The organism is Nocardiopsis sp. CC223A (assembly GCF_030766825.1).
Taxonomy (GTDB): Bacteria; Actinomycetota; Actinomycetes; order Streptosporangiales; family Streptosporangiaceae; genus Nocardiopsis.
This window is the reverse complement of sequence record NZ_JASFDV010000049.1, coordinates 12,946-38,808: the sequence shown is the minus strand read 5'-3', so window position 1 is coordinate 38,808 and position 25,863 is coordinate 12,946. Positions and strand designations below refer to the sequence as shown.

Annotated in this window: 29 protein-coding genes; 19 read left to right on the top strand and 10 right to left on the bottom strand. The window is 69.8% G+C overall.

Annotated features, from left to right (window positions below):
• The first annotated feature begins 164 nt into the window (after positions 1-164).
• The 4 genes from paaK to QJS33_RS19210 all read left to right on the top strand — a co-directional run bounded on the left by paaK (position 165) and on the right by QJS33_RS19210 (position 4,073).
• Entirely contained in the window at positions 165-1,526 is a 1,362-nt protein-coding gene (gene paaK, locus QJS33_RS19225) for a phenylacetate--CoA ligase PaaK (protein WP_306369405.1), read from the top strand.
• Positions 1,527-1,851: 325 nt separating this feature from the next.
• On the top strand, positions 1,852-2,325 hold the full coding sequence (locus QJS33_RS19220; protein ID WP_306369404.1) for an Rrf2 family transcriptional regulator: 474 nt from the start codon (positions 1,852-1,854) through the stop codon (positions 2,323-2,325).
• A gap of 91 nt (positions 2,326-2,416) precedes the next feature.
• Positions 2,417-3,619 carry an MFS transporter gene (locus tag QJS33_RS19215; RefSeq protein WP_306369403.1) on the top strand — a complete coding sequence of 401 codons (1,203 nt, stop codon included), beginning with the start codon at positions 2,417-2,419 and terminating at the stop codon, positions 3,617-3,619.
• A 55-nt stretch (positions 3,620-3,674) separates the two neighbouring features.
• Positions 3,675-4,073, top strand: coding sequence for a RidA family protein (locus QJS33_RS19210; RefSeq protein WP_306369402.1), 399 nt, complete (start codon positions 3,675-3,677; stop codon positions 4,071-4,073).
• Positions 4,074-4,215: 142 nt separating this feature from the next.
• Here the strand turns inward: QJS33_RS19210 and QJS33_RS19205 are convergent, their stop codons facing one another.
• On the bottom strand, positions 4,216-4,701 hold the full coding sequence (locus tag QJS33_RS19205; protein ID WP_306369401.1) for a hypothetical protein: 486 nt from the start codon (positions 4,699-4,701) through the stop codon (positions 4,216-4,218).
• A gap of 111 nt (positions 4,702-4,812) precedes the next feature.
• A complete protein-coding gene (locus QJS33_RS19200; RefSeq protein WP_372339683.1) occupies positions 4,813-5,310 on the bottom strand; it encodes an ATP-binding protein in 498 nt (165 codons plus the stop codon).
• A gap of 175 nt (positions 5,311-5,485) precedes the next feature.
• Here QJS33_RS19200 and QJS33_RS19195 point away from each other — a divergent pair, with 175 nt between their 5' ends.
• Both QJS33_RS19195 and QJS33_RS19190 read left to right on the top strand, forming a co-directional pair.
• A complete protein-coding gene (locus QJS33_RS19195) occupies positions 5,486-6,313 on the top strand; it encodes a helix-turn-helix transcriptional regulator (protein ID WP_306369399.1) in 828 nt (275 codons plus the stop codon).
• Complete coding sequence (locus QJS33_RS19190; protein ID WP_306369398.1) at positions 6,306-6,482, top strand: DUF397 domain-containing protein; 177 nt, start codon at positions 6,306-6,308, stop codon at positions 6,480-6,482. The genes QJS33_RS19195 and QJS33_RS19190 overlap by 8 nt, the downstream gene beginning before the upstream one ends.
• Positions 6,483-6,549: 67 nt before the next feature.
• Here the strand turns inward: QJS33_RS19190 and QJS33_RS19185 are convergent, their stop codons facing one another.
• Together QJS33_RS19185 and QJS33_RS19180 are read right to left on the bottom strand one after the other, a co-directional pair.
• Complete coding sequence (locus QJS33_RS19185) at positions 6,550-7,395, bottom strand: NAD(P)-dependent oxidoreductase (RefSeq protein ID WP_306369397.1); 846 nt, start codon at positions 7,393-7,395, stop codon at positions 6,550-6,552.
• On the bottom strand, positions 7,392-8,573 hold the full coding sequence (locus QJS33_RS19180) for an XRE family transcriptional regulator (RefSeq protein ID WP_306369396.1): 1,182 nt from the start codon (positions 8,571-8,573) through the stop codon (positions 7,392-7,394). The genes QJS33_RS19185 and QJS33_RS19180 overlap by 4 nt, the downstream gene beginning before the upstream one ends.
• Positions 8,574-9,337: 764 nt before the next feature.
• On the opposite strand from QJS33_RS19180, the gene QJS33_RS19175 reads away from it, so the two are divergent.
• The 7 genes from QJS33_RS19175 (at position 9,338) to QJS33_RS19145 (ending at position 16,501) form a co-directional block, all read left to right on the top strand.
• A complete protein-coding gene (locus QJS33_RS19175) occupies positions 9,338-10,198 on the top strand; it encodes a phosphotransferase family protein (protein WP_306369395.1) in 861 nt (286 codons plus the stop codon).
• A 62-nt stretch (positions 10,199-10,260) separates the two neighbouring features.
• Positions 10,261-11,511 (top strand): methionine adenosyltransferase, encoded by a 1,251-nt coding sequence (locus tag QJS33_RS19170; protein ID WP_306369394.1) that lies wholly within the window; start codon positions 10,261-10,263, stop codon positions 11,509-11,511.
• Positions 11,499-12,428 (top strand): aminoglycoside phosphotransferase family protein, encoded by a 930-nt coding sequence (locus tag QJS33_RS19165; protein WP_306369393.1) that lies wholly within the window; start codon positions 11,499-11,501, stop codon positions 12,426-12,428. The genes QJS33_RS19170 and QJS33_RS19165 overlap by 13 nt, the downstream gene beginning before the upstream one ends.
• The gene (locus QJS33_RS19160) at positions 12,428-13,132 is read left to right on the top strand and encodes a histidine phosphatase family protein (protein WP_306369392.1); all 705 of its coding nucleotides are present in this window, start codon (positions 12,428-12,430) and stop codon (positions 13,130-13,132) included. Before QJS33_RS19165 ends, QJS33_RS19160 begins: the two co-directional genes overlap by 1 nt.
• Complete coding sequence (gene serS, locus QJS33_RS19155; protein ID WP_306369391.1) at positions 13,125-14,417, top strand: serine--tRNA ligase; 1,293 nt, start codon at positions 13,125-13,127, stop codon at positions 14,415-14,417. The genes QJS33_RS19160 and serS overlap by 8 nt, the downstream gene beginning before the upstream one ends.
• Positions 14,418-14,420: 3 nt before the next feature.
• Positions 14,421-15,440 (top strand): glycosyltransferase, encoded by a 1,020-nt coding sequence (locus QJS33_RS19150; RefSeq protein ID WP_306369390.1) that lies wholly within the window; start codon positions 14,421-14,423, stop codon positions 15,438-15,440.
• Entirely contained in the window at positions 15,437-16,501 is a 1,065-nt protein-coding gene (locus QJS33_RS19145) for a hypothetical protein (protein WP_306369389.1), read from the top strand. The genes QJS33_RS19150 and QJS33_RS19145 overlap by 4 nt, the downstream gene beginning before the upstream one ends.
• Here the strand turns inward: QJS33_RS19145 and QJS33_RS19140 are convergent.
• The 4 genes from QJS33_RS19140 to QJS33_RS19125 all read right to left on the bottom strand — a co-directional run bounded on the left by QJS33_RS19140 (position 16,481) and on the right by QJS33_RS19125 (position 18,323).
• Positions 16,481-16,729 carry a hypothetical protein gene (locus tag QJS33_RS19140; RefSeq protein WP_306369388.1) on the bottom strand — a complete coding sequence of 83 codons (249 nt, stop codon included), beginning with the start codon at positions 16,727-16,729 and terminating at the stop codon, positions 16,481-16,483. The two genes, QJS33_RS19145 and QJS33_RS19140, sit on opposite strands and share 21 nt — an antisense overlap.
• Positions 16,730-16,888: 159 nt before the next feature.
• A complete protein-coding gene (locus QJS33_RS19135) occupies positions 16,889-17,092 on the bottom strand; it encodes a hypothetical protein (protein ID WP_306369387.1) in 204 nt (67 codons plus the stop codon).
• A gap of 6 nt (positions 17,093-17,098) precedes the next feature.
• Positions 17,099-17,359 (bottom strand): NUDIX domain-containing protein, encoded by a 261-nt coding sequence (locus tag QJS33_RS19130; RefSeq protein WP_306369386.1) that lies wholly within the window; start codon positions 17,357-17,359, stop codon positions 17,099-17,101.
• Between the two features lie 319 nt (positions 17,360-17,678).
• Positions 17,679-18,323, bottom strand: coding sequence for a TetR/AcrR family transcriptional regulator (locus tag QJS33_RS19125; RefSeq protein ID WP_306369385.1), 645 nt, complete (start codon positions 18,321-18,323; stop codon positions 17,679-17,681).
• 143 nt (positions 18,324-18,466) lie between these two features.
• On the opposite strand from QJS33_RS19125, the gene QJS33_RS19120 reads away from it, so the two are divergent.
• Together QJS33_RS19120 and QJS33_RS19115 are read left to right on the top strand one after the other, a co-directional pair.
• A complete protein-coding gene (locus QJS33_RS19120; protein ID WP_306369384.1) occupies positions 18,467-19,246 on the top strand; it encodes a glucose 1-dehydrogenase in 780 nt (259 codons plus the stop codon).
• A gap of 47 nt (positions 19,247-19,293) precedes the next feature.
• Positions 19,294-19,776: a nitroreductase/quinone reductase family protein gene (locus QJS33_RS19115; protein WP_306369383.1), complete on the top strand. Its 483-nt coding sequence runs from the start codon at positions 19,294-19,296 to the stop codon at positions 19,774-19,776.
• Here QJS33_RS19115 and QJS33_RS19110 read toward each other — a convergent pair.
• A complete protein-coding gene (locus QJS33_RS19110) occupies positions 19,746-20,255 on the bottom strand; it encodes a hypothetical protein (protein ID WP_306369382.1) in 510 nt (169 codons plus the stop codon). The two genes, QJS33_RS19115 and QJS33_RS19110, sit on opposite strands and share 31 nt — an antisense overlap.
• Positions 20,256-20,482: 227 nt before the next feature.
• Here QJS33_RS19110 and QJS33_RS19105 point away from each other — a divergent pair, with 227 nt between their 5' ends.
• The 4 genes from QJS33_RS19105 to QJS33_RS19090 all read left to right on the top strand — a co-directional run bounded on the left by QJS33_RS19105 (position 20,483) and on the right by QJS33_RS19090 (position 24,681).
• Entirely contained in the window at positions 20,483-20,839 is a 357-nt protein-coding gene (locus QJS33_RS19105; protein WP_306369381.1) for a hypothetical protein, read from the top strand.
• A 1,258-nt stretch (positions 20,840-22,097) separates the two neighbouring features.
• Entirely contained in the window at positions 22,098-23,027 is a 930-nt protein-coding gene (locus tag QJS33_RS19100; protein WP_306369380.1) for a LysR substrate-binding domain-containing protein, read from the top strand.
• Between the two features lie 59 nt (positions 23,028-23,086).
• A complete protein-coding gene (locus QJS33_RS19095) occupies positions 23,087-23,809 on the top strand; it encodes an SDR family oxidoreductase (protein ID WP_306369379.1) in 723 nt (240 codons plus the stop codon).
• Positions 23,806-24,681: an NAD(P)-dependent oxidoreductase gene (locus QJS33_RS19090; RefSeq protein WP_306369378.1), complete on the top strand. Its 876-nt coding sequence runs from the start codon at positions 23,806-23,808 to the stop codon at positions 24,679-24,681. Before QJS33_RS19095 ends, QJS33_RS19090 begins: the two co-directional genes overlap by 4 nt.
• A 779-nt stretch (positions 24,682-25,460) precedes the next feature.
• Here the strand turns inward: QJS33_RS19090 and QJS33_RS19085 are convergent.
• On the bottom strand, positions 25,461-25,862 hold the full coding sequence (locus QJS33_RS19085) for a hypothetical protein (RefSeq protein WP_306369377.1): 402 nt from the start codon (positions 25,860-25,862) through the stop codon (positions 25,461-25,463).
• Position 25,863 lies beyond the last annotated feature (1 nt).

Below are 25,863 nucleotides of genomic sequence, written 5' to 3'. Positions count from 1 at the left end.
AGACTGACTTAATGCATTAGTAACCGAACGTTCGGTCAGTAAGCAAGTCCACCCGCCCCGCAGCGGGACGGCACCCACCTCGAACGCGCGGCGCACCCACCGCACCACCCTCCCGGGCGTCGGCCCGGCGGCCCCACCGCGCACTCGCACACGGAGAGTCTCATATGGCGAGCCACGACACCATCCGGCGGTCGACCGGTGTCACCGGTAACACCACCCGTCTCGGCGAGGGCCCCGCCCCCGAGACCCTGGACCCGGCCGAGCGCATGAGTGTCGACGAGCTGCGGGCGCTCCAGCTCGACCGGCTCAGGTGGACCCTGGAGCACGCCTACACCAACGTGCCGCTGTACAGGGAGAAGTTCGACGAGGCGGGCGTGCGCCCCGAGGACCTCAAGGAACTGGCCGACCTGCGGCACTTCCCGCACACCACCAAGACCGACCTGCGCGACAACTACCCGTTCGGCATGTTCGCCGTCCCCCAGGAGCAGGTGGCCCGGATCCACGCCTCCAGCGGCACCACCGGCAAGCCCACCGTGGTGGGGTACACCCGCGAGGACATCGACACCTGGGCGACCGTGGTGGCCCGCTCCATCCGCGCCGCGGGCGGGCGCCCGGGGCACAAGGTGCACGTGTCGTACGGGTACGGGCTGTTCACGGGCGGCCTGGGCGCGCACTACGGCGCCGAGAAGCTCGGCTGCACGGTCATCCCGGCCTCGGGCGGGCAGACCGCCAAGCAGGTGCAGCTGATCCAGGACTTCGAGCCCGAGATCATCATGGTGACGCCCAGCTACATGCTGACGCTCATGGACGAGTTCGAGCGCCAGGGCATCGACCCGCGCGGCACCTCGCTGAAGATCGGCATCTTCGGCGCCGAACCGTGGACCGAGAAGATGCGCACGGAGATCGAGGAGCGGTTCGACATCCACGCCGTGGACATCTACGGATTGTCGGAGGTCATAGGGCCGGGCGTGGCCAACGAGTGCGTGGAGACCAAGGACGGGCTGCACATCTGGGAGGACCACTTCTACCCGGAGGTGCTCGACCCCGTCACGCAGGACGTGCTGGCCGACGGCGAGGAGGGCGAGCTGGTGTTCACCTCGCTCACCAAGCAGGCCATGCCGGTCATCCGGTACCGCACCCGCGACCTGACCACGCTGCGCCCGGGCACCGCCCGGCCGATGCGGCGGATGGACAAGGTGACCGGGCGCAGCGACGACATGATCATCCTGCGCGGGGTGAACGTGTTCCCGACCCAGATCGAGGAGATCGTGCTGGGCCTGGACGGGCTGGCCCCGCACTTCCAGCTGGTGCTCACCAAGGAGGGCCGCCTGGACCGCATGGCGGTGCGCATCGAGGCCGCGCCGGACTGCACCGCCGACCGGCGCGCGGCGCTGGCCCGGGAGATCACCGCGACCGTCAAGGAGAGGGTCGGGGTGAGCGTGACGGTGGACGTGGTGGACCCGGAGCAGATCGAGCGGTCGGTGGGCAAGTTCCGCCGCATCATCGACAACCGGCCCAAGGAGTAGCGCGCCGAGGCGCCGCGGGACCCGCACCGGCCCCGCCCCCACCCGTACGACGGCGGGCGGGGGCGGGGCCGTCGCCGTTCCGGCGGACAGGGAACGGCGCAACGCCCTCCCCGGCCGGGGCGAAGCCGCGTCGGGGCGGGCGCTCTCCCGGGCGTACCCCGGAGCGGACGCGGAAGCCGGGACGTGCAGCCCGGCGGGCGCCGTGCGCGTGCTCCCGACAGAGCCGACCGGACGGAAGCGGAGCGGGGCCGCGGAGCGGGCGGCCCGGAGGAACCGGGCCCCAGCGGTTGCCCGATCCTATTCAAGACATATAACATCCGGGATCATGAAGATGAGCGAGGGAGTCGAGTGGGCGCTGCACACCTGCGTCAACCTCTCCTGGACCGACCCGGGTGAGGCGGTTCCCGCCGCACGGCTGGCGGAGGTCTTCGCCCTGCCGACGGCCTACCTGAGCAAGCACCTCCAGGCCCTGGCCCGGGCGGGGATCCTCATCTCCACGACGGGGCCGCGCGGCGGCTTCCGACTCGGCCGCGATCCGGGCGACATCACGCTGTTGGACGTCGTCACCGCGATCGAGGGACCCGAGGACGCCTTCCGCTGCCGCCGGATCCTCAAGGACGGGCCGGGCGGACGGCCGGACGTCGACTACCGGCGGACCTGCGCGGTCTCCCAGGCCATGCGCAAGGCGGAACTGGCCTGGCGCGCGGAACTGGCCGGGCAGACCATCGCCGACATCCGCCGCACCGTGGAGCAGCGGGACCCGGCGGCGGCGCCGGCCACCCGCGAGGCGCTCCGCTAGCCGCTCCCCCATCCACCCCCCGCATCGGAGGTTTCAGCGTGGACCAATTAACGACATCAAATATCCGAGAACTCCTTGATAGGGGTGGGCGATGAGCGCGCCCCGGACCGGGAGCGCCGCCGCGCGGACGACACCGGGCGGGATCCGCGGGTGGTCGGCCGTGGCGGCCGTGGCCCTGGGCATCTTCGCGCTGATGACGACCGAGCTGCTGCCCGTCGGGCTGCTCACCCCGATGGCCGGGGACCTGGGCGTCGACGAGTCCCGGGCGGGCCTGGCGGTCACCGTTCCGGGCATCGTCGCGGCGGCCGCCGCACCGCTCACCGCGACCGTGGCCGGGCGCATCGACCGGCGGCTCGTCCTGGCGGCTCTGCTGGCCCTGCTGGTCGCGGGGAACCTGGTCACCGCCGTGGGGTCGGACCTGACCGCCGTGCTGGCCGCACGGGTGGCGATCGGCGCGGCGATCGGCGGGTTCTGGGCCGTCGCCGGCGGGCTGGCGCCGCGGCTGGTCCCGGCCCGCCGGGTGGGCGCGGCCACGGCGGTGATCTTCAGCGGGGTCTCGGCCGCCTCGGTGGTCGGGGTGCCGCTGGGGACGCTGCTGGCCGAGGCGTACGGGTGGCGCGCGGTGTTCGGCGCGGCGGGGCTGCTGGGGCTCCTCGCCCTGGCGGGGGTGCTCGCCGCGGTGCCGCCACTGCCGGTGGAGCGCTCGCTGCGTCCGGCCGACCTGGGCGGTCTGCTCCGGGACGGGGGCGGGGTGCGGATCGGGTTGGTGCTGACGCTGCTGCTGGTGGCCGGGCACTTCACGGCCTACACGTTCGTCCGCCCGCTGCTGCACGAACAGGCGGGGATGGGCGCCGCGGCGGTCGGCTGGACGCTGCTGCTGTTCGGGGCGGCCGGGCTGGCCGGGAACTTCATGGCGGGGATGATCGCCGCCCGCGGCGTCCGCGGGGTGCTGGGGACCGTCGCCGGGGGCCTCGCGCTGACCATGCCGCTGCTCGCGACGGTCGGCGCACCGTGGCCGGGCGCACTCGTGGTCGGCTTTTGGGGGCTGGCCTACGGGGGTGTGTCGGTCGGCCTCCAGACCTGGATGCTGCGGGCCGCGCCGGAACAGGCCGAGGGCGCGACATCGCTGTTCGTGGCGGCCTTCAACGCCGCGATCGCCCTGGGCGCGCTGGGCGGCGGGCTGGCGCTGGACACGGCGGGGCTGAACGGGGCGCTCCTGCTGGCGGGGGTGCTGTCGGTGGCGGCGCTGGCCCTGGTGGCCGTCCCGCACCCCCGCGCGGTGCCGCACGACTGACCTCCCGATGAGAACGACAACGAGCAGTACGAGACGAACGAGAGAGAAGAGAACCATGAGCCACACCGTCCTCAACCCGACCGCCCTGCACGACCCGACCGGTTTCGGGTACAGCCATGTGGCGCGCACGGAGGAGTTCGTGTTCGTCGCGGGGCAGTACGCCTCCGACTCCGAGGGAGGGGTCGCCTCCGCCGATTTCGCCGAGCAGGTGGAGCGGTCCTTCGCGAACCTGGAGACCGCACTGGAGGCCGCCGGGGTCGGCCCGGGTGATGTGGTGCAGCTCCGTACCTACGCGGTGGGGCTGGACCTCGACCGCTTGGGCGTGCTCACCGCGCGCATCGCGCGGACCTGGGGCGACCGTCCGCCCACGCAGACGCTGCTCGGTGTGGCCGGGCTGGCGCTGCCGGGGATGCTCTTCGAGGTCGACGCGGTCGCCGTACGCGCCCGGAGCTGAGGCCGTGCCCGATCGGCGGGGCGGTGCGACCGCACCGCACCGCCGAGGGCCCCTCCGCGCGCCCGGAACGGCGTACGCCGGGTGGGTGTCGTTGGCCGGTGGGGCTGCGCTTCCCACCCGGGCGCACGGTGGTGGAAGCCTGTCAGGCTTCGGTCGAGGATGCACATCCGGGGTGGGTGGATTCGGAACGTACCGCGGTGACCGGCGGTTTTCCGCTTCCCCTGCCCGTAAGGCGGCGGGGCGGCCGACCGTTTCCGGTGAGCACCGGCGCCCGCACCCGTTCGGAAGCTCGCGTGTGCTGCCACAGGGCGAGCAGCAGGGCGTCGGTATCGGGGGCTTCCAGCAGCCCGGCGGGGGTGACGGCCCAGAAGGACTGGGTGGCCTCCCCGTAGTAGACGATCAGGCCGGGGTACCGGGCCTGGACGGCGGCGGCGCGTGCGTGTTCGGGGGCGAACTCGGCGCGGTGTCCGCCCAGGCGGGGCAGGCGCTGGGCGCGGCGATCCCGGCAGGAGGGGTGGTCGCAGGCCGGGCACACCGGGCCGATGAGCGGCCGCCGCCGGGGCAGCGGCAGGAGCGGAGCACGTCGATCATCGTCGGAGCGGCGGGGCCGCGGGATAGGGTGGCGCATCGGATCCTGTTTTCTCGGTTGTCGCAGATCGGAGTTCGGGATCGAGGGCTCAGCGGGCGTTGGCGCGCCTTCTGAGCCCGTCTTCGTACCGGCCTCTGACCGGAGAAAGGGTCAAGGAGAGGCCCGGAGCTGCCCCGAGCGGTCGAAGGCGGCGCGCACGGTGAGCGGGCCGCCGGGGTCTTGGGTGAAGTCCCAGTACAGGGACATCGCCTCCACCAGGCCCAGCCCGTAACCGCCCTCACCGGGCATCTCTGCCGCGTCCGCCGCACCGCTTCGGGCCACCACCTCGGGAAAGGTCACCGGGGTACCGGGCCTGGGGCCGTCATCGGTGACCCGGAGCAGGAACAGGCGTCGCCGACGCTCGATCTCGATGCGCACCCGCCCTCCGGGAAGCCCCGAAGCCGAGTGCTCAAGGGCGTTGGCGTGCAGCTCCGACAAGGACAGCAACAGGGGATGCGCGCAGGCCGGGGTCGTGCGGGCCACGTGGGCGGCCCAGCTGCGGGCGGCCTTGAGGTGCCAGAGCCGGTGCCCGCATTCCAGGGAGCCCCGGTCCGGGTCCGTGCAGCGGATCCGCCGGGGCAGGTCGAGGGGCTGCCGGGTGGGAGACATGGATTCCACCGGTTCCTTTCGTCGTCGCGCTGATGGCTGCGGGCCCGCGAAGAAAGGATGTGGCCTGGGGCGATGCCGCGTGAAGGCTGCCCGGAGAGCTCCCGAATCTTCCAAGCAACCCTGGAATTCCCTGGAATCCCCCACCGACCATCGCCCGTTGTGTTCCTATGGCCACATGCACACGGACGAACGGGCTCTGAAGACCTTCGGACGGGAACTGCGCAGGCTGCGCGTGGAGGCGGAGCTGACCCAGCAGGCCCTGGCCCGAAGGATCAGCAAGCGGGGCACGACGATCAGCGACTCCCACGTGTCCGACATCGAGAACGGCCGGGCCATGGCGCGGCCCTGGTTGAGGAAGTTCCTGGACGAGGTCCTGGAGAGCGACGGGAGGCTGGACAGGCTCTGGGAGGAGCTGACGGGGTCCGGCCGCCAGGTGTGGCTTCACGAGGTCACCAAGCGCACCCACGCCGCCGACGCGCTGTTCGAGTACCAGCCGCTCGTGTTCCCGGTGTACCTCCAGACGCAGGCCTACTCGTACGCGCTCATCCGGTACGGGGAGCCGTGGCTCACCCCGGAGCAGGTCCTCGCCCTGGCCGAGGAGAGGACCAACCGGGCGAAGCGCATGGCGGAGGCCTCGTCTCCGCTGATCTGGCTGATCATCGACCAGAGCGTACTCTGGCGCCGCTACGGGTCCGGGCAGGTCCAGCACGAACAGTTGGCCTACGTGGCCGACCAGATCGAGCGCGAACGGGTCACCGTCCAGATGCTCCCGGTCCGAGCGTCCAGGCACGCCGGAACGTCCGGACCCAGGCGGATCATCACCACCGCGGACGAACCCGACGTGGTGTACATGGAATCGGCTGAGGAGGGCCGCATCATCTCCGGCTCAGCCGACATCAGCCGAAGCCGTATGGTGTTCACGGCCCTCCAGGGCACCGCCAGGGACCCGCAGGAGACCCTGCAAGCCATCCACGACGAGATGAAGGCGATCGACGATGAGTGACTGGCACAAGAGCAGCTACAGCGGTGGCACCAACGAGTGCGTCGAGGTCCGAGAGCACAGCACCGGAGCGGACGTGCGCGACACCCGGAACAGAGAGTCGGGGCACCTGTCCTTCGTCAGCAAGGATTGGATCGCGCTCCTCAAGACCCTCCGCCGCCTCGACTCATAGGTGACGACCAGACGGACTCGGCGTCGAGGCCGGAGTGTATGCAGCGCCGATATGCGCGGCGTCCTCGTCAGCTTCGTTTGAGCTGGTCAAGGATCTGCGGCAACGGCAGTTCCTGGTCGTCCTTGTCCTGCTCCCAGAAGTCGAACACCCTGGCTGCGGCCTCGGCCATCTCCCGGGGAAGACCAGCGGCCACCAGGCTCCGGGACACCTCCCGCATCTCCGGAGCCCAACGCCACGCCTTGGCCGCGACCCCCGTCAAATACTCCGGAGCGGCCAGCGGGGACTTGGCCAGGCGGCGCGCTTCCGCCGTCAAGTGCTCGTCCACGCCGTGGATACGGCCCAGCGCCTGTGCAACGCCCGCCAGGGCGCAAGCCGCCTTCTGGTAGGAGCCGTAGGCCATCTTCAGCGCTGAGGCGGCCCCCAGGGGTTTCTCCATCGGGATCGGGATGACGGCGGTGTCCGCGAACAGCTCTGCGATCACTGCCGCATCCTCTGCATCACCTGCGAGGTAAAGGTGGGTGTCCACGGAACCTCCGGGGGGAGGACCGATGACGCACCCGTCCACGGCGCGCGCACCTTGGGCGATCATGTCGGTCGCGATCCACTCCGCACGGTCGGGGCTGATGGCGTTGGCTTCGACGAAGACACCGGAGAAACCCGTCTCCCGCACCGAATCGGCCGTCTCCTCGGCGGCGGCCGGCGGGCAGAGGGAGATCACCACGGATGAGTTCCCCAGCAAAACCCCCAGTTCGGGAACGGCGCCGAGCCCGGCCTGCTCAGCGCGCCGGACGCTCGCCTCACTTCGCCCTGCTGGACACCAGAGGACACGGACACCCGCCTTGGTGAGTTCGTGCCCGATGGCGGCGCCCATCTGGCCGGGGTGCAGCAGACCGACGGTGACCGGGCTCTTCATGGCGTATGTCCTTCGGGGAGAGCGGGGGACGGCGGGGCGCAGAACTCGATGATCTCATCGCGAAGCACCGCCGCCAGAGGCGAGGTCCGTACCCGAGGCGCCTCCAGTTGGATCCGCACCTGTTGGAGCCTGCGCTTCACGCTGTCCGTACGCCGGTTCGCCGCATCCGAGAACACCGCGCGTACCTGCTCGACCGTGCCATCGAGTTCGCCCGACCCGAGACGGGCCGCAGCGAGATCGAGGCGTGCCAGGCACATCTCCCCGATCCGCCGCTGCCCCGGTGGAGCCTGCTCGAACATCGAAACCGCTCGGGAGGCTTCCCTGACGGCACGGTGCAACCTGGGCTGACCGCCCAGCCACACCTGGCAGGTGCTGTCGTAAAAAAGCTGCTTCTCCAGGGGAAAGTCCATCATTCCGCCGTACTCGTCCGGGTGATCCGCGGTCTCCCGAGCGTTCGTTGCAGCGGCCAGAGCCGTTTCCACGCCCTCGGCGTTCCCCATCCGGGCGTGCGCCCGGGCCTCGATGCTGGCGAGCCGCACGGCAGCCGATCCCTGTCCTGAGACGGACTCACGGATAGACGATGCGAGGCTGACGGCCTCCTCGAAGTGGTCGCCCCAGTACGCGATCAGACTCTGCATGCCGCGCACCCATGTCCGCAACCAGTCGCTACCGGCCAGCTCAGCACAGAGGTAGGCCGTACGGGCCTGGGTCGCCGCAGCGTCCATATGCCCCAGGTCGAAGGATGCGTTCGACATGACACCGCAGGTGACCCCGGCGATGAGATACAGGTCCCGACTCTGCGCCGGGTACTGCTGTCCCTCCAGTAGATCGAAGGCGCGGTTACGCAAGTCGACGAGCTCCAGGAAGGTGGGGAAGACCGGGCGACCGGGATATGCCCTGATGAGGTTTCTGAGATCGGCGTCGAGTTGTTCCAAGGTGTGAGGTCCCACGTTGGTCCTTTCGGCCTGTTGCGTGAAATGGGCGGATTCGCGGGCCGCTGACATGATCACTTCCGCCTCGGCATCGAATGAGTGCCCGAAGCTGAGTACCGAGGAGGAGCGACCGCCGATGCTCTTCCGCAGAGTGAACTCCGTCGGTACCCGTGGCCGGGGCAACGACAGTTCCCGCTGGGGGTTAGCCGGACGGCACGTGTAATCCGCCGCGAAGCCGAGCTGCACAGGACCGGTTCCGAAGAGCCTGCACAGCAAGTCCTCGTAGTCCCGGCTCGGTCGGTCTCCGGCCTCCCACTGGCGCCAGGAGCGCTCAGTCAGCCCTCGCCGTTTGAACCCTTCCCGATCGCACATCCGATGGAAGTTGTCGATCGCAGAGGTGACGGTCCACCCCGCAGCCAGGCGAAAGCATTTGAGGCGGGGGTGGCCACAGCAGTCGTCTATGGCGAAGGCGATCCGCTCCCGAAGCCCGTCCGAAGAGGCGTCCTGGCCCAGTATTCCGGCAGCGCCTCGCATCGATTCCCGGAGGCGAGTCGCGCAACTCAGGTCATGGCGCGTAGTCGTGGCAGAAGGCATGTCCCGCTTTCCGTGGAGACGCTCTCCCCGACACGCTAACCGTGCGAAGTCTCCGGTGTCACCACCGGATTCCTCCCGATGGAACGCCGTGAACGTGCGACCGACTCTCACCTTGACGGACAGAAAACGCCCTGACCTCCTTTCTTCGACGGGGAGGCCCTCTCACTACCCGGCGTTTCCGATCCGGACGAGACTTCTCGATGTATTCGACGGATCTTCCACGGCGGGGAGTTCGGCCCATGCATCGACGAGACGGCGGTGTAGAGACCACCATGGTCCTCCCTCCAGACCGGTGTCCCACCCATCCTCACGATGACGCGCGTGGCGCCGAGCAGGGTTCGTCACCGGTCAGCCTGTCCGGCCCCGATGTATCCGAGTCCGCACGAGTGGGGCGACGAACGTCCTGCGAAGCCCCGGTGGGAGCACCGTTCGGGCCGTTCCGGCTCCGATGCGAGAAGCCCTTCTCCCGCACCTTCACGAACGCATCGGGAACGGCGTTCCTCAAGGAGTACCGCGGCATCGAACCGTCGCTCCGCCAGGAGCGCGAGGTCATCGCCACCGCCAGAGCCGACGGGCTCGGGGTAAGTGTCCCGGAGGTGCTCGGTGCAGGGTCGACGGACTCCACCATGTGGACCGTCTTCCGTCACCTTCCGGGTCACGTCGGCACGGTCAGGACACGGAACGGCCTGAACGCCTTTGTGGAGCAGGTCATCGAGCTCGGCCGCAGGATCCACCCCGCACCACCCGGCACACCGCCCGGAGCCGGGTGGAACCGGTCGGCCGACGACGCACCGACCCACCGCGGCTTCCTCATGGGCCAGTTCTCCTCCCGGGCCCGCGCACGGCCCTGGTGGGACGACCTCGGCACCGCACTTGAGAGCCTCGCGTTGGAGCCCGTCGTCTACCTGCACGGAGACCTCAAGGCAGAGCATTTCATCTCCAGCGGCGACCGCGTATCGGTCGTCGACTGGGAGGCCTGCGCCCGTGGGCCTGCTGCCTGCGACCACGCGGACGCACTCTTCCACGCACTCCGCGATCTGCTGTACCTCACCAGCTCCCGACGCATTCAGCACGAACGGCTCGAGCGGCTCCAGGTTCCCGGCCCCGTCATGGCCTGGCGCATTCTCCTGTGGCTGGATCGGCGGCCTGCCCTCTGCCCGAATGCAGCGACCAGAAGGAGCCTCCGACGGCTGATGGAGGAACCGAAACCCATGAACGTGTCCCGCATCGCCGCTCACGCGATAACCGAGGCGTTCGATCTGGGCGTCCCCCGATAGGCATATTCGCCGAGCGCCCCGAGTCCGCTCGGCCACTTCCGACCACCAAGCCAGGAGTACGTATGGAGCAATCCGGGCCCAGGCCCGACACGGGTCGGTTGACCATCAGGACCGGAGTCCCGTTCGACGACACCATCAGCATCGTCGAACGCAAGGGGCTCGGCCATCCCGACACCATGGCAGACCACCTGGCCGAAGCGCTGTCCAGGGCCTACAGTGCCTTCACCCTGGAACGCTTCGGCGTGATCCTGCACCACAACTTCGACAAGCTGGCCCTCTTGGGCGGAGCCAGCGAAGTCCGCTACGGCGGAGGCCGAATGGTCGCGCCGGTTCGCGTCCTCGTGAACGGACGGGCCGCCCACCGCTACGCGGACGAGTTCCTGCCCGTGGAAGAGCTGATCGAGTCCACCGTGCGCACGTTCTTCCGGGAACGGCTCCCCGAAGCGGCCGAACACCTGGACATCGCGCTCAACGTCACCGCGAACCCCAGCCCCGGAGCGGTGATCACCAGCGAGGAAATTCCCGAACGCAGCAGGTGGTTCGCTCCCCGAGACGCCGGTGACCTACGCGAACGACGCACACTGCTGGCGAACGACACCTCGCTCGGCACGGGTTGGGCCCCGAGAAGCCCCTTCGAAGGGCTCGTCCGCGAACTCGCCGACACCTTCTCCGCCCCCGGGCCGTTCACGAAGGCATACCCGTGGTGCGGGAGCGACGTCAAGGTGATGGGCTGCTGGGACGGCGAGCGAGCGGACCTGGTGCTGTGCGTGCCGCAGAAGTCCTCTCACGTGACGAGCCGTGCGGCCTACCTCCGCAACGTGGAAACGGTCCGCGAGGAATCCCACCGGATCGCAGGGCTCCGGTTTCCGGGGGCAGATGTCGATGTCCGGCTCAATGCCCGTGACGTTCCCTCCCATGATGAGCTCTACCTGACCTACACCGGCAGTTCCATCGAGTCCGGGGACGAAGGCGTCGTCGGACGGGGCAACCGGGTCAACGGGCTCATCACACCGCTGCGGCCGATGAACATGGAGGGAGCGAACGGCAAGAACCCCGTCTACCACGTCGGCAAGCTCTACAACCTGGCTGCTGAGCGTCTCGCCCACCGCCTTTACGAGGAGACCGGTGGATACGCCGAGGTCCATCTGGTGAGCACCACCGGGCAGCCGCTCGACCGCCCCGGACGGGTCCTCGTCCGGCTTGCCGCACAGGATGCCCAGCCGGACAAGGTGCAAGCGCTCGTGGCGGAGGCCTTGGGGTCCTTTCCTGAGCTGACGGACGAGATCGTGCGGGAGGGTGTGTGCCTGAGCTGATCCGTTCCGGACTCTCCGACCCGCCGCAGGGCTGCCGTGACCGACTGTTCAAGCACTACGGCCCCAGTGTCGCGGACTGGCTGGCGACGGTCCCAGAGACCCTGACGGCCGTAGGCCGGCGATGGGGGTTCATACCCGTGGGGTACCACGACGCCGGACATGCCTCCGTCCTCGCGCTCGCCGCCGCCCCAGCGGGGGAACGCGTCCTGCTCAAAGCATGGCCGGACCCCGATCGTTGTGCTGGGGAAATCGCGGCCTTGCGGCTTTGGTCCACCGTGCAGGCGGCCCGTGTGCTGGAAGTCGACGGGGAACGGTCCGTTGCGGCACTGTCGCTCATCGGAGGACGCCCGGGAGGTGGTCGGCGCCCGGACGATGACGCGCGGAGAGTCGCTGAGGTCATCCAGGCCGCACACGAACAGGGTCGTGCCGTGGAGGGACACCGCGAGTTCCCGGAACTGTCCTCCTTCCTTGATCAGGAGGTGCGTCCCCGAGTGGCCAAGCGCCTGGACTCCCTGAATTCGGACAAGCGCGATCCGCTGCTCCAGGGCGGGCTTCGGGAACTCGAATCCCTCAGCCAGACGCGCCTCCACCGAACCGTCCTTCATGGGGACCTGTATCAGGAGAACACCGCCTGCGACGAGGAGGGGACCCCCCACCTACTCGACCCTCTCCCCATGTACGGGGACGCAGCCTTCGACTGGGCCTTCTGGATCGTGTACTACCGGCTTGGGCGAGGAACGGCCGAACGCCTCGCGCTGGCGGCCCAGACATCGCAGATCGGAAAGGAAAGGCTGCGCTCATGGTGTCTGGCCACGTGTCTGGACGGGCTGCTCTACTACCTGGATGTCGGTGACACCCGGGCTCCGGCGATGACCCGAATCATGCGAGGTCTGTCGCAAGGAACGGAGACGGACTGATGGCCACCTACTTCGTCCGGCATGGGCGTACCTCATACAGCGCGCGCTACCTGGTCAACGGCGACTCGAACGTCCCCATAGCCCTGGACGAGCAAGGTGTCAGGCAAGCGCAGGCGATCAGCCCTCGCCTTCAGGAGATGGCCCTTCGCTCCTGCTGGACGAGTTCCTTCCCCAGAACACGGCAGACCGCCCGCCTGCTCCTGGAGGGAATCGACTGTCCTCAATCCGTTCACCCCTGCCTGAACGAGCCCGACTATGGGGTGTTCGAGGGTCGGCCCTTCCTGGAGTACGCCGACTGGTTGAAGGGGCACGGGCCCACCACTCAGCCCCCGGGGTCCCAGGAATCCCAGCGCGAAGCCCTGCTGCGGATGCTCAGCGGATGCGTGCCCCCGCCCACCGCTGAAGCACCCCGCCTCGTGGTCGCGCACGGCCTCCTCCTCTCGGTACTGAACTGGTGCCGTTCCCGAGAGCCCGAGACCAGTATCCCGGTCTTCTTTCCCGAGGCCCCCTACCTGGAGCTCCTCGCCGTTTCCGACCGATGTCTCCGAGATTGGGCGAGCCGCCTGAGCGATGAGCTCCAAGGGGAGCTTGATTCCAACGCAGCCGGGGGTGACCCGGGGATATCGTCGAAGGACGACCGCACCGTGCTCCGCCCGCCCGAGCCGGTGCCCGCATCCCTGGAGGAGAACGAGTCCGATGCATGATGCCCGCGCACTGATCGACCTGGGTCCCGAAGCTGTCCGCAAGCTCGCCCGACGCGGCTACACCCTGGACCTGTCCTCCCTGGAGTCCCTCCAGTCGCGCCGCGTGCAGAGCATCCGCTCGGCCGAGGAGATGCGCGCCGATGCCAAGCGCGTCGCCAAGGATGTGCAGCGCACCGCCAAGGAGGGCGGCGACATCTCCGACCTCAAGGAGCACGCGCGCAAGCTCAAGGAGCAGATCCGCGATGTGGAGGCCGAGCAGGAGAGCATTCAGCAGGAGCTGGACCGCTTCCTCCTGGAGATCCCGAACCTCCCCTTGGACGCGACCCCCGACGGGGACTCCGAGGAGTTCGCCACTGAGATCCGCAAGGTCGGCACGCCCCAGGCGTTCTCCTTCGAGCCCAAGGACCACGTCGACCTCGGCGAGGCCATGGGCATCCTCGACTTCACCCGCGCCACCAAGCTCTCGGGACCGCGCTTCACCGTCACCCGCGGTGTGGGCGCCGAACTCGAACGCGCGCTGGCCTCGCTGTTCCTGGCCATCCACACCCGGAGGCACGGCTACGTCGAGCACGGTGTGCCCTTCCTGGTCACCCCGGCCACCATGACCGGCACCGGGCAGCTCCCGAAGTTCGAGGAGGACCTCTTCAAGACCGGAGTGGCCGAACGACCCCTCTACCTGATCCCGACCGCCGAGGTACCGCTGACCAACCTGTACGCGGACGAGATCATCCCGGCCAGGGAACTCCCGCTCGCGCTGACCGCGCACACCCCCTGCTTCCGCTCCGAGGCGGGCTCCTACGGTCGTGACACGCGCGGTGTCCTGCGCCAACACCAGTTCGCCAAGGTCGAGATGGTGCGCCTGTGCGCGGCCGAGGAGTCGCAGCAGGAACTGCTGGCCATGGTCGGGCACGCCGAGGCCTGCCTGAAGGAACTCGGGCTGGCCTACCGGGTCATCCTGCTTCCCGCCGGCGACATGGGCTTCTCCGCCCAGATGACCTACGACATCGAGGTGTGGCTGCCCAGCCAGAACACCTACCGCGAGATCTCCTCCGTGTCGGACTGCGGCACCTTCCAGGCCCGCCGGGCCAACATCCGCACCCGCGGCGCGGACGGCAAGACCACCCCCGTGGCCACCCTCAACGGGTCCGGCCTGCCCATCGGCCGCACCCTGGCCGCTCTGCTGGAGCAGAACCAGCAGGAGGACGGCTCCGTCATCCTGCCTGAGGCCCTCGCCCCCTACCTCGGCTACCGCCGTATCTCGGCGGACGGAACCCCCCAGGAGTAGCCCTTGCTCGTCGGCGTCTGCGACTTTCCCGGAACCTACGCCTTCCCACCCCACGGATACGGCGGAATCGAACGGTGGCTGTGGGCCGCCGCTCTCGGAGGCCGGGCCGCGGGCGCCGACGTGCACCTCCTGGGCCCCGCCTGGCGGAATGACCTCGGGCCGGACTGGCAGCGCCATCCGGTCCGGCTGGAGGACATCAAGACCGGGTCCACGGCGTTCAAAGCGCTACGGGATTCCGGTTACGACCTGCTCATCGTGGGCCATGAATACCCTTCCCTCCGGGCCTGGCGCGAGTGCGCGGACGCTCTCGGCTGTGACGTGGCGACGTTCCAGCACTCGCCGGTGTTCCGTCACGACGAGGACGCCTTCGACGGGATAGGCCGCAGGCTCTACTGCTACTCACAGCAGATGGCCGACCGCTATCGCCTGCACGCACCGATCCTCGAACTCGCGGTACACGCCGGTTGGAAGGAGCAGGAGCCCGACTCCGTCCTAGGAAAGAACCTGGTGTGGGTGGGGCGGGTGGACGAGGACAAGAGCCCCCACCTCGCCGTCCGGGCGGCCCAGATCCTGGGCAGGCGCATACGCGTGATGGGTCCGGTCTTCGGCAGCGAATACTTCGACCGGCACCGTGCCCTGTTCTCCGCCGACCACGTGGAGTGGACGGGAGAACTCGGCGGGGCGGCCAAGACCGAGGCCTTCCGCAACGCCGAAGTGTTCGTTTACACCTACTCCCGTGACTACGTGGAAGCAGGAGCCGCGGTCTTCGGAGAGGCGCTCAGGGCGGGGACACCCGTTGCGGGGCTTGCCTGGAGCGAGGGCACGTGTGTGCAGGCTGCGCTGTGCGAGCAGACCGGTCGCCAAGTGGTGCTGGATCCGGCCGTAGACGACGAGACCGCTGCCCAGGCTCTGGCCCAGGTGATCAAGGAAGCGGCAGAGCTTCCTCACCGAGGTGTCCAGGAGGTCGGGCTCGACCGCTTCAACGCAGAACGGCACTTCGAAGCCCTCGCGAGGAGGCCGTGACCACAGGGCCCGACCCCCGCCTCATCCCTCACCACCTCGGCCGTGTCCTGGGCTCCGACTGGGAGATCGAAACCGACGGCACACGGCTGCGGATCCAGCACACGCACAGGGGATCCGCCTTCGTACCCGCCCGCCGCGTGCTGCCCTGGGGTGAGCTCCTGGCTCTGATCGAAGAGGCGTACGCAGCTCAAGGCGTGGAGCGCGCCGAGTGCCTACCACTGCGGTGGGGCAGGGAGACCGACCTGACCGTCTCGGCTGTACAGGCCCTCGACCCCCTTCTGAAGGAGGGGCAGGACCGCACCCACCGCCAGGGGTTCCTTTCCCAACCGGTCGTGCGGTTCACCGGGAGGCGTGATGCGCGCGGACAGCTCCTCGACGGTTTCCTGACGTCCTTCGTCAACATCTCCCATGTGCGGCCGATCCGCGGGATCGAGGAGTATGCGGAGGCGTTCGACGGCTGGTTGTCCGTGCTCTCCCGTGTGGGCCTGCATGCCCGCCATGTCACGTTGAGCGGAGATCTGAAGGTGTGGCGCCGCCGCGAGGTCTCAGGAGTCACGCTCCGCTTCCACCACGCGGGCCTCGAACTCGGAGACATCGTCCTGCTGTGGAACGAGGGCAACCCCCAACGCATGGCCGTCGACCTCGGCTCCGGGCTGGAAAGACTGGTCTGGGCCCGGACACGCCGGTCCTGGACAGAGCTGGTTCACGGCCGATTCAACCGCCACGCGATCTCAGGAACCCTGGACGCGGTGCGCTCGGCGACACTGCTTCTCGGACACGGGATCACCCCTTCATGCAGAGGAGCCGGAGCTGCGGTTCGTCGCCTCGTCCAGGCCATTCCAGCCGACACAGCACCGTTCGGGTTCAGTGCACTCTGCCGGTCCTACCACCAGTACTGGGAAACCTTCGCCCCGATGAAGCTCGGCTGGCCCCAGGTGACCACACTGCTGGAGCATGAGGTGTCACGAGGACACGTCACCGTTCCTCGGCCGAGAATCGAGAACCCTCGCGCAGTAAACGCCGAGCGACAAGAACCAGCGTTATCTCCGCTCCAAGGCTGAGTCCAACACCGATGAACAGACCCCCACGGCTTCGAAAGCGAGTCCTCTCGGGGCGACGGCGTCGGCACCCCAGCTGGCGAGCAGGCGCAGGGCCTCCTCCTCCGGCTTCAACCTCGCCCTGCGCGTGTGCAGGAACTCGCTCAGCTCCGCGCGCGGGTCGAGGTCGTGCTCTCGGCCGGGGTGCGGCACCGCCGTCGTGTCGGCCCGGGGACCGGTGTGCGTGGCCATGGCCCCAGTATCACCTCCGACCTGCCCGAACGCCGCCCCCCAGCCTGTCCCTGCCGGTGGTAGGAACGCCCCGCGTACGCGGAACGGAGGGCTGGGTGACCGCGCGCGGGCGACGCACTCTGCAACCCGGGCCGAGGGTTGACGGCGGCCACCTGCGGTCTACGCGGGCACTTCTCCGTTCTCCAGGTAGGCCACCGTGCCCTGTTCACGGACGTACGCAGCGTGGGTGATCCTGCGCGCGAGCCGGGGGATGGTCGCCTCGGCGATCGAGGCCACCTCGTGGAACTCGTAACCGGTCGGCTCGCCCGGGTCGAGGACGATCCGTTCCAGCCATTCCCGGTCGAGGACTCCCCCGTCGAACACGAAGAGTTACTTGTCCCCCTCGGACCGGCTGGGTGCCCAGTCGACGACCAGGAGCCGTCCGAGGGGCGGAGTGATCCCCAGTTCCTCCTTCACCTCCCGGGCGGCGGCCTGACTCGGTGTCTCTCCGTGCTCGATGTAGCCGCCGGGGAGGTCCCGGTGGTCCTTGTAGGAGGGGACCACCATCATCACCCGGCCGAGGTGGTCGAAGAACAGGACACCGGCGGCGACCCGGGGGCGGGAGAAGGATTCCATGGGATCAGAGACCATGCCCCGGCACTAGCGATCCCGCGTCAGAGAACGCCCATCCGGTACGCCGGAGCCGCCGGTCTCGCTCAGCTGCGCCCGTCGGGAGTCCTCCCCGTCTCCATGCCGTGGCCACGGCGTCTCTGGAACGCCCCGCCCACGTCCTGGCCGACCTTCCATCTGGGGCTCTTGTCGGCCGCGCCGATGCCAGGAGGGCCGGGTCGGGTCGACACATCTGCGCTCCCCTCCTCCTTCGGTATCCGCCCCGGGGAGGTGCTCCGCGAACGTCCTCGGGGTCGACGATCTCGATTGCTCGGGCAGCAGCCCCCTGTGGCGGTGGGACTCAGTCGTTGGTCGACGGCCCCGGTCCGGTCACGGCGTACCGGGCGGCGGTGGTGCGGACGGCCTCCTCGACCACCTGAGCGACGCGTTCGGCGCTCACCTCCCAGCCCGGCACCAGGAGTGTCGGCCAGAAGACGTAGTTGGAGATCATGCCCAGGAACTGGGTCGCTGCGAGGTCCACGTCATCGACCCGCACCGTTCCCGCCTCGTGTTCGGCCAGCAGGTAGCCGCGCACGGACTCGAAGTAGGGCATCTTCCCGTGCGAAAACTGCGCATTGGCGAGTTCGGGGAATCGCGGCAGCTCGGCGATGACGATTCGGAACAGGTCGGTCATCCGGGCGCGGCCCAACAGTTCGGCGTAGCGGTGACCGATGGTGCCGAGCCCGGCAACGATGTCGCCTGTCGGCGGGGGATCCTCCTCCTCGGCGATCGACCAGGCCTCGGTGACCATGGCGTCGAACAGGGCCGCCTTGCTCGGAAACTGCTTGAACAGGGTGGCCCGCGAAACGCCCGAGCGCTCTGCGATCCGCGCCAGCGACGTCCGGTCGTAGCCCAGCTCGAGGAACAGTGCGGTCGCGGCCGCCAAGATCAGCGCGCGCTTCTCCTGGGCGATGCGCTGGTGATACGTCGTCACGGCTCTGCTCATGGGCCGAGTATACGAGACGAGTGGCTTGACTCACCACCGACGCCGATCTAGTGTCGGGCAGTGGTGAGTCGATCGGCTCACCACCGGCCGTCGTTCATCACCGATGACCCCGGCCGGTCACCCACGTACCGAAGGAACATCTGATGCGCCGTTTCGAGGACCAGACCGTGCTCGTGACCGGTGGGACCGGTGGCCAAGGATCGAGCCACGTACGCGCCTTTCACGCGGAGGGAGCGAACGTGGTGATCGGCGACATCGACGCCGAACACGGCGCCGCTCTCGCCGACGAGCTCGGGCCCCGCGCCCGCTTCACCCGCCTCGACGTCACCGACGAGAGCTCGTGGTCCGCCGCTGTGCTGGCCGCCGAGAGCGCCTTCGGCGCACTGAACGTGCTCGTCAACAACGCGGGCGTCCAGAACCCGCCGGCACCGATCGAGAAGACGGACCAGGACACGTGGTCGCGCATCCTCGACATCAACCTCACCGGGACCTTCCTCGGTATCAAGGCCGCCGCCCCTGTTCTGCGCCGCGCATCAGGGGGAGCCATCGTCAACATCGGCTCGACCATGGGCCTGGGCGGCACGGCGCACTACGCGCCGTACGTGGCCGGCAAGTGGGCCGTGCGGGGCCTCACCCGAACGGCGGCGCTCGAACTCGGTCGAGACCGCATCCGCGTGAACGCCATCCACCCCGGCGTGATCGCGACCCCCTTCATCCAAGAACCGGCAGCCGGCGCCACCGCGGCGATCGCCGACTTCTACTCACCCGAGCCGTTCGCCATCCCCCGGCTCGGGGAGCCGTCCGACGTCACCCGGCTCCTCCTGTTCCTCACGTCATCGGACGCGTCGTTCATCACGGGGTCGGAGTACGTCATCGACGGTGGACTCCTCCTCGGCCCCGCCCTTCAGGCCGACACCGTATGAGCGCTCCGGAGATGACAGGGTCGAACGGCTCCGCGCAGGACGCGTCCTTGTCCCACCTGCCCGAACACATCCGGCGAGCCATCGAGATCACCCCTGCCGCAGGCACCGGAGAACGGATCGTCGACATCACGACGCTGGGGCGCCGCACCGGCCGGGCACGCCGCATCGAGATCTTCTTCTACCGGGCCGCGGGCGCCACCTACCTGTGCAGCGGCGCCGACGGGGCCGCCACCGACTGGCATGCGAACCTTCTCGCCGATCCCGCCTTCACCTTCCACCTCAAGAACGGGATCCGCGCAGATCTGCCTGCCTGGGCCACGCCCGTCACCGACCCGGCTGAACGTCGGACCGTGCTGGCGGAGATCGTCGCGGATCTCAACCAGCCCCACGACCCCGGCACCGTCCGGCCGACCCGGCTCGAAGACTGGGCCGACAGCCGGCTGATGCGCATCGGCTTCCGCCATCGGCCGTCGCACGGCAGGATCACGCCGACCGGGGGTCAGGGGGAGAAGACCAGGCCGATCAGGTAGTAGCTCACGAAGACGGTCGCGATGACGGCGGGAAGGGCGAGCAGGTTCAGGTGCCGGAAGCGGAGCAGCTCGCCGGGGTCGTCCTTGGGAGCACGCACGCCCTTCCCGAAGCCGTAGAAGCCGTTGATGAGCCGCTCGGTGCGAGCAGCGGACCGGCTGCCGAAGAGCGCAGCCCACAGAGAGCCTTCGAAGGCGGCGGAAGGCAACGACCTTCCGTCCGACAGTTCGACGGACAGTCGGCCGTCCGCGACCGCCACCCCGCGCACGAGGCCGACGGGCACGACCGTGCGCGTCGCGTAGTCGTACAGGACGATGCGGTCCTCGTACAGCTCCAGCTTTCGCCAGAAGCCGATCTTGAGGTTCAGCCAGAGAGCGGAACCGATGATCGTGGACATGAACAACAAGCCGCCCGGGTCCCCACTGAACTCCCCGGCCACACTCGCCAACGCGAACAGCGCCCAGAACAAGAAGAGGGACACCACCGTGATCCCCACCCTCAACGCGCGATTCCCGACGACCATCCGATCCCTTTCTCCTACGAAGCACCTCCCGGCACACGGCGGACACCAGTTTCACCGTGGGGGATATCGGATCAGAGCCGGGAGACTCACGGGACCGTCCCGGTCGAGGAAGGGTTGCGGGGACCATGGCGCCGGCGTGCCAGAGTGGGGTCCGACATAGCGGTCATGGTGTGGGGGCGGTCTCCTTGTTCGATGTCACGGCTTTGGGTGAGCGGGAGTTCCTGGCGCTGGTGGGCGAGCGGACGGGCATGTACACCGGGAAGGCGTCCTTCGACCGGATGGTCGTCTTCCTCACCGGGTACGACTGCTGCGCGGTACGCCGTGGAGTCTCCGTCCTGGATGGCTTTCGGGAATGGATCGAAGAGCAGGAGGGCGTCCGCTCCGGCGCTCTGGGCTGGCCGGGACAGGTACGCCGGATCGCCTTCCCCGGCGAGGAACGCTTCGGAGGGCTCACTAAAGAGGAGGACGAGCAGGCGCTCGCCACGCTGTTCCGGCTGTTGGACGGGTTTCTCGCGGCAAAGGAGAAGGACGAACGTGGATGAGGACGCCCTGCCGGTGTGCTCCGTACAGACCCCGTCCGGGCAGGAGGTCCCGCGCTGCGCGACGACCTTTCAGGATGGGTCCGAACGCAGCCCCAACGCGCTGTGCTGAACGAGCCCGGCGGGCGCATCGGCGGAGCCGGACCTCCGCCTTGTCAGCTCCACCAGCTTCGTACGGAGGTCACGGGCCGGTTCTCCCAGCACGATGGTGCTGATCACCAGCTCCGGCATCAGGCGGTCGTAGTCGTCGTCCGTACCTCGAATATCGCTCGGGGGCGCTTTCCACCACGGCCCGGGAAATGCGCCGACCGCCGCCATCGGCCGGTGTGAAGGTCACTGCGAAGATTCCGCTACCGGCCCAGCTCCGGTGCAGGAAGACGACGTCGCCCTTCGCGAAGACGTCCCATCTCTCATCCATGTCGCGCGATGCGTACCCGCGCTGGATTCGCTCCCAGTCTTCGTCCGACCAGATCCGTTGGGGCAGCCGAGGCATCGGCCGAGGGTCGGATATCGGCTCGATACGACCGGAGAACGTGGATCGGGTCACGCGTTCATCAGCGGACATATGGCCACCCTATCGGGGAGCCGAAAACCTTTTTCCGTCGGACCGTCGAGTGTGCGGCTGGAATCGGCGTGTTCCAGCGGCTCGAACGCACACAGTGTGCGGCCGACCGCCCGGGCCCGCGTCCCGCCCGCCGGACGGCGGGGTCAGGAACGCTCGGAGAGACGGGCGGCCGGCCGGTCACGGACGGCATCGGTGCCCCAGCTTTCGTGCCGCACCCGCTGGCGCCGCGCGCGGCCCGGCGTCCGCGGCGCACCCGTTGGGCCAGGTGCGGCAGGTGGGTGTGCTCGGCCTCGGACGGCCGCAGGACGGCGGAGATCGCGTCCAACACCAACACCTCGGGCGAGACGTTGCGGCCGTGGCCCTGCCCCAGGCGCGTGCAGTACGCCATCGACACCCCGGCCGACTGCGCCGGCCGCCGTAGTCGGTGAGTCCGACGTCGAAGGGCTTGAACCGGGCGCGGCGCGTGCACAGGAACCCGCCCGGCTCCGCGCGCGGGTCGAGGTCCCGTTCCCGGCCTGGGCGGGACACCGCCCAGGTGTCGTCGGAACCGATGTGCGTCGCCATGTCCCCGGCATCGCTTTCGGCATGTCCGAACGGAGCCCCGGACCCGGTGCGCCGGGCGGGCCCCGCGGCCTCGGTCGGCCCGCTACGTTGTGGTCGGCGTGCGGTGAGGACCGGGTGGGAGGACGGGCGGAGATGGCGGGGATCGGGGACGGGGAGATCGCGGTCGGCCTCGGGGACCTGAGGTTGTTCTCGGTGGTGGCCGAGGAGTTGCATTTCGGCCGGGCCGCGGCCCGGCTCCATCTGAGCCAGCCGGGTCTGAGCTACCGGGTCAAGGCGCTGGAGGACGCGCTGGGGTACCAGGTGCTGGCCCGGAACCGCCGAGGGGTCCGGCTGACACCCGCCGGAGAGGTACTGCTCGCCGGGGCCCGCCGGCTGCTGGGGGAGGCGCACCGGGTGGTCGACGACGGCGGGCGCGTGGCGCGCGGGGAGCTGGCGACGGTCCGTGTCGGATTCGTGGGGACGGCGCTGTACAGCCTGCTGCCCGCGGTGCTGCGGGCGGCGCGGGAGCGCCATCCGGCCTTGCAGGTGCGGGTCGAGGAGCGCAAGAGCGCCGATCAGGTGCGGCTGCTGCAACTGGGGCAGCTGGATCTGGGCCTGGTGCACCTCCCGGTCGATCCGCGCAGCGGGCTGGAGGCCACACCGGTGCTCGAAGACCCGGTCGGTGTCGCACTGCCGTCCGAACACCCGCTGGCCGGTGAGGACACCATCGCGCTGGCCGACCTGGCGGAGGACGCGTTCGTGCTGTTCCCGCGTGAACTGGAACCGCAGACCTACGACCGGTACACCGACGCCTGCGTGGCGGCGGGGTTCGCACCCCGGGTCGCGCACGAGGCCACGGGGTTGCAGACCATCCTGGCCCTGGTGGCCGCGGGCATGGGGGTGGCGTTCGTGGCGCGGTCCGTGGCGCGCGGTTTCTCCCGCTCGGGGGTGGTGTTCCGGCCGCTGACCGGGACCGCGCCGCGCCTGGTGACCGGCCCGGCCCGGCTGGAGGGCAGTGCGCACCCGGGAGCGGCGCTGCTGCGCGAGATCATCCTCGACATCAGCATTAATAAACTGGACTGATCACAGGCGAATAAATCCGTATTGGACAGATAACAGCGGGGGTCTCTAGCGTTTCGGGCATGGACATCGACAACTCCACCGCCCTGGTCACCGGCGCGAACCGAGGCCTCGGCCGCGCCCTGACCGACGCCCTGTCGGAGCGCGGCGCACGGCGGGTGTACGCGGCCGCCCGCGACACCGCCTCCCTGGCCGGACACCCCGACCGGGTGATCCCGATCAGGCTCGACCTGACCTCCCCCGCCGACATCGCCGCCGCCGTCGCGCAGGCGCCCGACGTCACCCTGCTGATCAACAACGCCGGCGCGGCCCACTTCGCCGACCCGTTCACGGCGCAACGGGACCACATCGCATTGGAGATGGCCACCAACTACACCGGCACCGTCGACCTGGTCCGCGCCTTCGCGCCGGTCATCGAGAGCGCAGGCGGCGGTGCCGTGGTCAACGTGCTGTCGCTGCTCGCCCTGGCCGGCGCACCGCCCATGGCCGGCTACTCCGCCTCCAAAGCCGCTCTGCACTCCTTCACCCAGGCCATCCGCCCGGGTCTGCGCTCACGGGGCATCGCCGTGCACGGCGTGTACCCCGGCGGCATCGACACCGACATGCTCGCCGGGTTCGACGGCATGCCCAAGGCCGAGCCGCGGGCCGTCGCGGACGCGATCGTGGAGGGCCTCGCCGCCGGGCACACCGACATCTTCCCCGACCCCACCTCCGAGCAGATGTCGGCACTGTGGTGGACCGACCCCAAGGGGTTCGAACACGCCTTCTCCGGGGAGGAGCGGTGACCGCGACCCCACCGAGTGTCGCGGTGGTCGGCCTCGGCGCGATGGGCGCCCGCCTGGCACGCAACCTGTGCTCCGGCGGATACCCGGTGGTCGTGGCGAACCGGTCCCCCGAGCCGGTGCGGAGGCTGGTCGCGGAGGGCGCGTCCGCGGCGGCGTCCCCCGCGGACGCCGCCGCCCGCGCGGACGTCGTGCTCGTCGCCGTCAGCGACGACGAGGCCTCCGAGTCCGTCTGGCTCGACCCGCGCACCGGGGTGCTGGCCGGGGCTCCGCGCGGCACCCTCGCCATCGAGGCGAGCACCCTGTCCCCGGGCTGGATCCGGAGGCTGGCCACCGCGGCGGACCACGCCGGGCTGCGGTTCCTGGAGGCGCCGATGCTCGGCTCCCGCCCCCAGGCCGAGGCGCGCGCGTTGGTCCACCTGGTCGGTGGCCCGCCCGAGGTCCTCGCGGACGCCCGCGACGTACTGGGGAACAGCGCGGCCCGGGTCCACCGCGTCGGCGGGCACGGTACCGCGGCCGCGCTGAAGCTGATAGTGAACGCGTCACTGGCCGCCCAGGTCGCCGCCATGGCCGAACTGATCGGCGCCGCCCACCACGCGGGGCTGGACCTGTCCGGGTCGCTGGGTCTGCTCACCGAGCTGCCGGTGACCAGCCCGGCCGCCGCCCGCGCGATCGGTGCCATGGTCGCCGGCGACTTCTCACCGAACTTCCCGGTGCGGCTGGTCGCCAAGGACCTGGGCTACCTGGCCGCGCTCGGTGAGGAGCTCGGCTTCGAGACGCCGATGACCCGCACCGCGCTGGCCGGATACGAACGGGCGAGCGCCGGCGGGCACGCGGACGCCGACCTCACCGCCATCGCGGCGATGTACCGGTGACCACCCTGCGGGGACGTACGTCGGCCCCGCAGGCCCGTATCCGGTCGGCGGCGGCCCCGCCGGTCCGGAACCGAGTGGTCGTTACCGGTGAGAAGAACACACGGACATCGCCGACACCTGGCTGATGTTCTTCCCCGCAGCGCGTACGTCAGGCCCCCGAGACGGAACCACGTGCTCTCGCGCCGCTCACACGCGGACGCCACCCCGCCGACGAGCCCACCCGGGTGGCGCAGGCCCTGGGGCACCCGGTGCGGACGGTCGTGGCGCACATCTGACCCCGGGGTTCCCGGTACGGTCGGCTTGTCGGACCGCCTCACGACAGGACCCCCATGCCCGCCTCCTCCCCCGCGCCCGGCTCCGGCCGGGTGGACGTGCGCAAGGACGAGGTGCTCTCCTGGATCGCCTACTGGATCGTCTTCGGCCTGATCCTGCTGGTGCCCGTGGGGCTCGGCGTGGGCGCCCGGTACGCCGCGTACGTCAACGGCAACGTCGAGGACCTGTCCGGTGGCCTGATGGTGTTCGGGGCCCTCGGCGTCGTTCTGCTCGTGCCGATCCTCGGACTGGTGGCCATCGGTCCGCGCCACCTGGCGCAGCAGGGCGTGAAGGTCGGCGGCCGGGGCATCGGTCTCGTGCGCGAACGCCGGGCATGCCGCACCGGGTCGGCCTGGAGGGCGAGAAGATGCGGATCAAACCGAACCGGGCCCGGCACGGCGAGCTCGTCCGCGCGTTCCGCGCCGTCCGCCCCGACCTCCTCCCCGGCGGCTGACCCGCCGGTCGGGTCAGTGGACGGCGGTGGGCAGGCCCGCCGAGGCCAGGAGTTCGGCCAGGAGCCGGACTTCGGGGTGGGTGCCCTCCCACCCCGGGCCGCGCAGCGCCGCGGCCGCCCGCGCGGCCTCGACGAGGGACAGGCCGAACACGTCACGGAAGGCCTTGGGGACCGCGCCGCTCCGGGTCTGCGGATCGGCCAGGACGAGGAGGTGCGTCCCGTGGCGGGCGATCACCGCCTCGCGGACCCCGCCCGGGGCCGGGCCCCTGCCCCGGTCGCAGACCTGACCGCAGGCACAGAGCCATTCGAGCGTCCGGTGCAGGCGGCCGTCCTCGACGGACTGGGCGGCCCACCCGGTCCGGGCTCCGCCGCAGGCGGTGCACGGTTCGGTCTGCTCCGCGGCGCGGTCGTGCACG

What these genes read in the sequence shown, in the direction of transcription:
- paaK (WP_306369405.1), top strand. Translation starts at nt 165, where the DNA reads ATGGCGAGCCACGACACCATCCGGCGGTCGACCGGTGTCACCGGTAAC.
- QJS33_RS19220 (WP_306369404.1), top strand. Translation starts at nt 1,852, where the DNA reads ATGAAGATGAGCGAGGGAGTCGAGTGGGCGCTGCACACCTGCGTCAAC.
- QJS33_RS19215 (WP_306369403.1), top strand. Translation starts at nt 2,417, where the DNA reads ATGAGCGCGCCCCGGACCGGGAGCGCCGCCGCGCGGACGACACCGGGC.
- QJS33_RS19210 (WP_306369402.1), top strand. Translation starts at nt 3,675, where the DNA reads ATGAGCCACACCGTCCTCAACCCGACCGCCCTGCACGACCCGACCGGT.
- QJS33_RS19205 (WP_306369401.1), bottom strand. Translation starts at nt 4,701, where the DNA reads ATGCGCCACCCTATCCCGCGGCCCCGCCGCTCCGACGATGATCGACGT.
- QJS33_RS19200 (WP_372339683.1), bottom strand. Translation starts at nt 5,310, where the DNA reads ATGTCTCCCACCCGGCAGCCCCTCGACCTGCCCCGGCGGATCCGCTGC.
- QJS33_RS19195 (WP_306369399.1), top strand. Translation starts at nt 5,486, where the DNA reads ATGCACACGGACGAACGGGCTCTGAAGACCTTCGGACGGGAACTGCGC.
- QJS33_RS19190 (WP_306369398.1), top strand. Translation starts at nt 6,306, where the DNA reads ATGAGTGACTGGCACAAGAGCAGCTACAGCGGTGGCACCAACGAGTGC.
- QJS33_RS19185 (WP_306369397.1), bottom strand. Translation starts at nt 7,395, where the DNA reads ATGAAGAGCCCGGTCACCGTCGGTCTGCTGCACCCCGGCCAGATGGGC.
- QJS33_RS19170 (WP_306369394.1), top strand. Translation starts at nt 10,261, where the DNA reads ATGGAGCAATCCGGGCCCAGGCCCGACACGGGTCGGTTGACCATCAGG.
- QJS33_RS19160 (WP_306369392.1), top strand. Translation starts at nt 12,428, where the DNA reads ATGGCCACCTACTTCGTCCGGCATGGGCGTACCTCATACAGCGCGCGC.
- serS (WP_306369391.1), top strand. Translation starts at nt 13,125, where the DNA reads ATGCATGATGCCCGCGCACTGATCGACCTGGGTCCCGAAGCTGTCCGC.
- QJS33_RS19140 (WP_306369388.1), bottom strand. Translation starts at nt 16,729, where the DNA reads ATGGCCACGCACACCGGTCCCCGGGCCGACACGACGGCGGTGCCGCAC.
- QJS33_RS19130 (WP_306369386.1), bottom strand. Translation starts at nt 17,359, where the DNA reads ATGGTCTCTGATCCCATGGAATCCTTCTCCCGCCCCCGGGTCGCCGCC.
- QJS33_RS19125 (WP_306369385.1), bottom strand. Translation starts at nt 18,323, where the DNA reads ATGAGCAGAGCCGTGACGACGTATCACCAGCGCATCGCCCAGGAGAAG.
- QJS33_RS19120 (WP_306369384.1), top strand. Translation starts at nt 18,467, where the DNA reads ATGCGCCGTTTCGAGGACCAGACCGTGCTCGTGACCGGTGGGACCGGT.
- QJS33_RS19100 (WP_306369380.1), top strand. Translation starts at nt 22,098, where the DNA reads ATGGCGGGGATCGGGGACGGGGAGATCGCGGTCGGCCTCGGGGACCTG.
- QJS33_RS19095 (WP_306369379.1), top strand. Translation starts at nt 23,087, where the DNA reads ATGGACATCGACAACTCCACCGCCCTGGTCACCGGCGCGAACCGAGGC.